This is a genomic window from Streptomyces sp. NPDC019937, assembly GCF_040631655.1.
Taxonomy (GTDB): domain Bacteria; phylum Actinomycetota; class Actinomycetes; order Streptomycetales; family Streptomycetaceae; genus Streptomyces.
Map to the genome: position 1 here is coordinate 314,099 of NZ_JBEYAL010000004.1, position 7,078 is coordinate 321,176.

The 7,078-nt window shown below is 70.8% G+C and carries 5 protein-coding genes and 1 riboswitch; all 5 genes read left to right on the forward strand.

Annotated features, from left to right (window positions below; translation table 11 throughout):
* The first annotated feature begins 62 nt into the window (after window positions 1-62).
* The 5 genes from ABZ562_RS05720 to ABZ562_RS05740 all read left to right on the forward strand — a co-directional run bounded on the left by ABZ562_RS05720 (window position 63) and on the right by ABZ562_RS05740 (window position 6,987).
* Window positions 63-872, forward strand: a complete 810-nt coding sequence (locus ABZ562_RS05720) for a cytochrome c (RefSeq protein ID WP_361474495.1) — start codon at window positions 63-65, stop codon at window positions 870-872.
* A complete protein-coding gene (locus ABZ562_RS05725) occupies window positions 869-1,924 on the forward strand; it encodes a Rieske 2Fe-2S domain-containing protein (RefSeq protein WP_361474498.1) in 1,056 nt (351 codons plus the stop codon). The genes ABZ562_RS05720 and ABZ562_RS05725 overlap by 4 nt, the downstream gene beginning before the upstream one ends.
* Window positions 1,921-3,558: a cytochrome bc complex cytochrome b subunit gene (locus tag ABZ562_RS05730; RefSeq protein WP_361474501.1), complete on the forward strand. Its 1,638-nt coding sequence runs from the start codon at window positions 1,921-1,923 to the stop codon at window positions 3,556-3,558. Before ABZ562_RS05725 ends, ABZ562_RS05730 begins: the two co-directional genes overlap by 4 nt.
* 157 nt (window positions 3,559-3,715) lie before the next feature.
* On the forward strand, window positions 3,716-4,795 hold the full coding sequence (gene trpD, locus ABZ562_RS05735) for an anthranilate phosphoribosyltransferase (RefSeq protein ID WP_361474504.1): 1,080 nt from the start codon (window positions 3,716-3,718) through the stop codon (window positions 4,793-4,795).
* A gap of 553 nt (window positions 4,796-5,348) precedes the next feature.
* Window positions 5,349-5,466: riboswitch (SAM riboswitch) on the forward strand.
* Between the two features lie 153 nt (window positions 5,467-5,619).
* Window positions 5,620-6,987, forward strand: a complete 1,368-nt coding sequence (locus ABZ562_RS05740) for an aminotransferase class V-fold PLP-dependent enzyme (RefSeq protein ID WP_361474506.1) — start codon at window positions 5,620-5,622, stop codon at window positions 6,985-6,987.
* Window positions 6,988-7,078 lie beyond the last annotated feature (91 nt).

Below are 7,078 nucleotides of genomic sequence, written 5' to 3' on the forward strand. Positions count from 1 at the left end.
TCCGCGACCGGAAGCACGTCCTTAAAGCATCGACGCAGAAGATCCTGACACCGGGGTAATCCGTGAAAAAGCTCTCCGCACGACGGCGCCATCCGCTGGCTGCGTTCGTCGTCCTACTCTTCGCGCTGGCGGTCACTGGGGGGCTGTACGCCGCGTTCTCGCCGAGCGAGGCGAAGGCCGATGACAGCTCCGCCCAGTCCCTCGCCATCGAGGAGGGCAAGAAGCTCTATTCCGTCGGCTGCGCCAGCTGCCACGGTACGGGCGGTCAGGGGACCTCCGACGGCCCGAGCCTGGTCGGCGTCGGTTCGGCCGCCGTCGACTTCCAGGTCGGTACCGGCCGGATGCCCGCCCAGCAGCCGGGCGCCCAGGTGCCGAAGAAGAAGAACATCTACTCGGACGCCGAGATCGAGCAGCTGGCCGCGTACATCTCCTCGCTCGGCGCGGGGCCGGTGACGCCCACCAAGAGCCAGTACAGCACCGACGACGCGGATGTCGCGAAGGGCGGCGAGCTCTTCCGCACGAACTGCGCGCAGTGCCACAACTTCGCCGGCAAGGGCGGTGCCCTCACCAACGGCAAGTACGCGCCGTCCCTCGAGGGTGTGAGCAAGAAGCATCTGTACGAGGCCATGCAGACCGGCCCGCAGAACATGCCCTCCTTCCCCGACACCACGATGCCGGAGAAGAACAAGCAGGACATCATCGCGTACCTCGACACGGTCAACAGCGACAAGTCCAAGACCCCCGGTGGCCTTGAGCTCGGCGGGCTCGGCCCGGTCAGTGAGGGCCTCTTCGCCTGGGTCTTCGGCATGGGCGCGCTGATCGTCCTCACCATCTGGGTCGCCGCCCGGACCGCAAAGGCCAAGAAGTCATGAGTAGCCACGAGATTTCACAAGCAGAAGAGAAGCTGCCCGAGGAGCGGGCGGAGGGCGGCGCGACCGCGGTCGTGGAAGACCCGTTCGCCGACCCGGGGCTGCCCCCGCACGAGCACCGTCAGCAGGACATCGACGAGCGGGCCGCCAAGCGGTCCGAGCGCACCGTCGCCCTGCTCTTCACGGTCTCGATGCTGGCGACCATCGCCTTCATCGCCTCCTACGTGGCGCTGCCGGTCGACAAGTACATCTACGTCTTCCCGATCGGTCACATCAGCGCGCTGAACTTCGCGCTGGGCCTCACCCTCGGCATCGCGCTGTTCGCCATCGGCGCCGGCGCGGTCCACTGGGCCCGCACCCTGATGTCCGACGTGGAGATCGCCGACGACCGGCACGCCATCGAGGCCAGCCCCGAGGTGAAGGCCAAGGTCCTCGAGGACTTCCGCGACGGCGCCAAGGAGTCCGGCTTCGGCCGCCGCAAGCTCGCCCGCAACACCCTCTTCGGCGCGCTCGCCCTGGTGCCGCTCTCCGGCGTGGTGCTGCTGCGCGACCTCGGCCCGCTGCCGGGCACCAAGCTCCGGCACACCAAGTGGGCCAAGGGCAAGCGGCTCATGAACTACAACACCATGCAGCCGCTGCGGCCCGAGGACATCTCCGTGGGCTCCCTGACCTTCGCCATGCCCGAGGGCATGAGCGAGGACCAGCACGACTTCCAGACCGAGATCGCCAAGGCCGCCCTGATGCTCGTCCGGCTCCAGCCGGAGAACATCAAGGACAAGCGCGAGCTGGACTGGTCGCACGAGGGCATCGTCGCCTTCTCGAAGATCTGCACCCACGTCGGCTGCCCGATCAACCTGTACGAGCAGCAGACGCACCACGTCCTGTGCCCCTGCCACCAGTCGACGTTCGACCTCTCCGACGGTGGCCGAGTGATCTTCGGTCCGGCCGGTCACGCGCTGCCCCAGCTGCGGATCAAGGCCAATGACCAGGGGTACCTCGAAGCCATGGGCGACTTCTCGGAGCCCGTCGGTCCTGCTTACTGGGAGCGCGGATGAGTACTGCAACAGACACGGGCACGCAGCGGCGCGGCAAAGCGCCCGCGGGCGAGCGCGTCGCCGACTGGGCCGATGGCCGGCTGGGCATCTACAGCCTCGCCCGGGCCAACATGCGCAAGATCTTCCCGGACCACTGGTCCTTCATGCTGGGTGAGGTCGCGCTCTACAGCTTCATCATCATCATCCTCACGGGTGTGTACCTGACGCTGTTCTTCCACCCCAGCATGGAAGAGGTCGTCTACCACGGCCCGTACGTCCCGATGCAGGGCGTGCGGATGTCCGAGGCGTTCGCCTCGACGCTCGACATCAGCTTCGAGGTGCGCGGCGGTCTGCTGATCCGGCAGATCCACCACTGGGCCGCGCTGGTCTTCCTCGCCGCGATGTTCGTGCACATGATGCGCGTCTTCTTCACCGGCGCGTTCCGCAAGCCGCGTGAGATCAACTGGCTGTTCGGCTTCCTGCTGTTCTTCCTCGGCATGCTGACCGGCTTCACCGGCTACTCGCTCCCCGACGACCTGCTCTCCGGCACCGGTCTGCGGTTCATCGAGGGTGTTTTCCTGTCGATCCCGGTCGTCGGCACCTACATCTCGATGTTCGTGTTCGGCGGCGAGTTCCCGGGCATGGACCTCATCCCGAGGCTCTACCCGGTCCACGTCCTGCTGCTGCCGGGCATCATGCTCGGCCTGCTGGTGGCGCACCTGATCCTGGTCTTCTACCACAAGCACACGCAGTACCCCGGGGCCGGCAAGACCAACAAGAACGTCGTCGGCATGCCCCTGCTGCCGGTCTACATGGCCAAGGCGGGCGGCTTCTTCTTCCTGGTCTTCGGCGTCATCGCGGCCATCTCCGCGATCGCCACGATCAACCCGATCTGGACCATCGGCCCCTACCGGCCCGACCAGGTCTCCACCGGCGCCCAGCCCGACTGGTACATGGGCTTCGCCGAGGGTCTGGTCCGTGTGATGCCCGGCTGGGAGATCACCGCCTGGGGTCACACGCTCGTCCTGGGCGTGTTCATCCCGATCGTGCTCTTCCCGCTGGTCCTCTTTGCGATCGGCCTCTACCCCTTCATCGAGGGCTGGATCACCGGCGACAAGCGCGAGCACCACATCCTGGACCGCCCGCGCAACGCCCCGACGCGTACGGCCTTCGGTGTCGCCTGGCTGACCGTGTACTTCGTGATGCTCGTCGGCGGCGGCAACGACCTGTGGGCCACCCACTTCCACCTGTCGATCAACTCGATCACGTGGTTCGTGCGGATCGCCTTCTTCGTCGGCCCGGTCATCGCCTTCGTCGCCACCCGCCGGATCTGCCTGGGCCTCCAGCGGCGCGACAAGGAGAAGGTGCTGCACGGTCGCGAGACCGGCATCATCAAGCGCCTGCCGCACGGTGAGTTCATCGAGGTGCACGAGCCGCTCACACAGGACCAGCTGCACGTGCTCACCCAGCACGAGCAGCCGAAGCCGTACGAGATCGGCCCCGAGGTCGACGAGAACGGCGTCCGCCGCAAGGTCGGCGCGTCGCAGAAGCTGCGGGCCAGGCTGTCCAAGAGCTACTACGGCAAGGACGCCTTCATCCCGAAGCCGACCTCCGAGGAGTACAAGGAGATCACCAGCGGCCACGGCCACCACTGATCCCTTCCGTCATCTGACGCCACAGACCAGGGCCCCGGCCCGGACCTCACCGTCCGGCCCGGGGCCCTGGCCGTGGTCAGGCCGATAGGCTTGCCCTGATCGAGCGCTGATCCAGCCGTGTGAGCTGTGCGGCCCAGGCATCATTCAGGAGCGGACCATGGACGTTGTGACCCCAGCCGGAGGCGACAGCACCGCGACGGCCCGCACTTGGCCGGACGTGCTCAGCTCCCTCCTCGGCGGCCAGGACCTCAGCGCCGACGACACCGCCTGGGCCATGGACCGCATCATGCGCGGCGAGGCCACCGACGCCCAGATCGCCGGGTTCGCGGTCGCGCTGCGGGCCAAGGGCGAGACCGTCGCCGAACTCTCCGGCCTCGTCCGCGCCATGTACGGGCACGCCAAGACGATCGAGGTGCCCGGGCCGACCGTCGACATCGTCGGCACCGGCGGCGACCGCGCCAGGACCGTCAACATCTCGACCATGTCCGCCCTGGTGGCGGCCGGCGCGGGCGCGCGCGTCGTCAAGCACGGCAACCGCGCCTCGTCCTCCGCGAGCGGCGCCTCCGACGTCCTGGAGAAGCTCGGCGTCAACCTGGACCTCAGCCCGGCCCGGGTGGCCGAGATCGCCGAGGAAGCGGGCATCACCATGTGCTTCGCGGTCAAGTTCCACCCCTCCCTGCGGCACGTCGCGGCGGCCCGCCGCGAACTGGGCATCGCCACCCCGTTCAACTGGCTCGGCCCGCTCACCAACCCGGCCCGGGTCCGCTGCCAGGTGACGGGCGTCGCCGACGCCCGGATGGCGCCGATCATGGCCGGGGTGCTGGCCGAGCGCGGTTCCTCGGCGCTGGTCTTCCGCGGCGACGACGGGCTGGACGAACTCACCGTGACCGCGACCTCCCAGGTGTGGGTGGTACGGGACGGCACGGTCCGCCAGGAGTCCTTCGACCCGCGCGACATCGGCTTCGCCCTGGCCCCGGTGGAGGCCCTGCGCGGCGCCGACGCCTCGTACAACGCGGACGTGGCACGCCGGCTCCTGGCGGGCGAGACGGGCCCGGTACGGGACGCGGTCCTGCTGAACGCGGGCGCGGCCCTGGCGACCCTGGACTGGCACCGCGACCCGGCGGACGCCCCGCTCCCGGCCCGCATCGCGACGGGCGTCGCGCGAGCCGCCGAGTCCATCGACTCGGGCGCGGCGAGGGACGCCCTGGAACGCTGGGTGCACGCGAGCAACGCGTAGGGCCCCCGGCCGCGGCCTCTTCCCCACCCCGCCCCTCCCCGACCGGGGCTCCGCCCCGCACCCCGGTGCCGGTGCCGGTCCGCTGCTCGTCCCCACCCCGCCCCTCCCCGAAACCGGGAGCTGCGCCCCCGGACCCGGCCCGGCCCCGCCCCGGGCCGGGGCGGAGACACCCCGCTACCCAGCCGATCCGGCGCGTGAGGAGCGGGTCCCGGGTGGCGCGGTGATGTCCCGCTTCCCAGCCCCCAGGGGGGCACCTGCGAGCGGTAGCCGGGGGCGTTGGAGGAGCGGGGCCCGGGGGCGGTGATGCCCCGCTCCCCGGCCGCTCCGCTGCTTGAGGAGCCGGGTCCAGGGGCGGAGGCGCCGCTTAGGGGCCGGGGCGGAGATGCCCCGCTAGCCAGCCCCTCCGGCGTTTGAGGAGCGGGGGTGTGGGGGCGGAGCCCCCACCCGGGGGCCGGGGGCTGGTCCCCCGGTTCGGGAAGGGGCGGGGTGGGGAACAGTCCACTATGCGGACGCAGGGATGGGCACCGCGCGGCGCCGTGGCATAATCGCGCCAGGTCACGAGCGACAGCGACTTCGGCCCCGGCCCGCTGTCCGGCAACCCTCCGTCCGTGGCGGGGTGCCCCGGGTGATGACCAGGCCGCTCGCAGCGAGGCGCGCGGCAAGCGCGGATCCCTCGCACTAGGGGTCCTGGTGGTCGAGGGAGTTCTTCCGTGACGCAGCGAATGCGCTAGGGCCGCAGAGCCCGTTTTCCCACCCGCTCCGCGCGGATCCGCCGTGCGTCGAGCCATGTTCCGCATGCCTGCGACCCATCGGGAGAATTCGCCATGTCCGTGTGCCCTTCTGCAGTCGAGACCTCCGCCCCGCTCGCCGTCCTCGGCAGTGACGTCACCGTGCCCCTGGTCACCGGCGGCGAGGTGACGTACGCCGCGCTCGACTACGCGGCCAGCGCGCCCGCCCTGCGGCGGGTGTGGGACGACGTCGCCGCGTACGCCCCGTACTACGGCAGCGTCCACCGGGGGGCGGGCTACCTGTCGCAGCTGTCGACGGACCTGTTCGAGACGAGCCGCAAGGAGGTCGCGGCGTTCCTGGGGTGCCGGGCGGACGACCAGGTGGTCTTCACCCGCTCGACCACGGACTCGCTGAACCTGCTGGCCGCCGTATTGCCGGCCGGTGCGGAGGTGTTCGTGTTCGAGACCGAGCACCACGCCTCGCTGCTGCCGTGGGAGCAGCGGGAGGACGTGCGGGTGCGCTACCTGAGCGCGCCGCGCTCGCCGCGCGAGGCGGTGGAGGCGCTGGAGAAGGCGCTGGCGGAGCGGGACGGGGGCCCGGCGCTGGTGTGTGTGACGGGCGCGTCGAACGTGACGGGTGAGCTGTGGCCGGTGGAGGCGCTGGCCGCGGCGGCGCACGCGCACGGCGCCCGTATCGTCCTGGACGCCGCGCAGCTGGCCCCGCACCACCCGGTGGACATCGCGGCGGCGGACGTGGACTGGGTGGCGTTCTCGGGGCACAAGCTGTACGCGCCGTTCGGGGCGGGGGTCCTGGCGGGCCGGGCCGACTGGCTGCGCGAGGCGCAGCCGTATCTGGCGGGCGGCGGCGCGAGCCGCAAGGTCGCGCGGCGGGACGACGGCGGGGTGGACGTCGAGTGGCACACCACCGCGGCGCGGCACGAGGCGGGCTCGCCGAACGTGATCGGGGCGTACGCGATCGCCTCGGCGTGCAAGGCGCTGTCCGAGGCCGGGTTCGACGGCCTGGTGGCCCGGGAGCGGCAGCTGATCGCGAAGGTGCGGGAGGGGCTTGCGGAGGTGCCCCAGGTGCGGCTGCTGTCGCTGTTCGGCGACGACGCGCCGCGCGTGGGGGTGCTGTCGTTCGTGGTGGAGGGCTGGAACAGCTCCCACTTCGCGGCGGCGCTGTCCGCGGAGTACGGGATCGGCGTGCGGGACGGGCTGTTCTGCGCGCATCCGCTGCTGCGGACCCTGCTGGTCAGCGAGCCGGGTGAGCAGGGGGAGTGCGGTGCGCCCGAGGCCGCCCCGGGGGAGCGCTCCCTGAACGCGATCCGCGTCAGCTTCGGCGCGGGCACCCCGGACGAGCACGTGGAGCGCTTCGTCCGGGCGGTGAAGGAGCTGGTCCGGGACGGCGCGCGGTGGGACTACCGCACGGAGGACGGCCGCTGCGTGCCGGCGCGCAGGGCCTAGTGACCTGAGTCGGAGGTTTGTCGTTGGTTCGGTATGAGTCGTCCGGGTCCGAAGATTCCGCCGTTGTCACTGACTGATGCCCAGCGGGCGG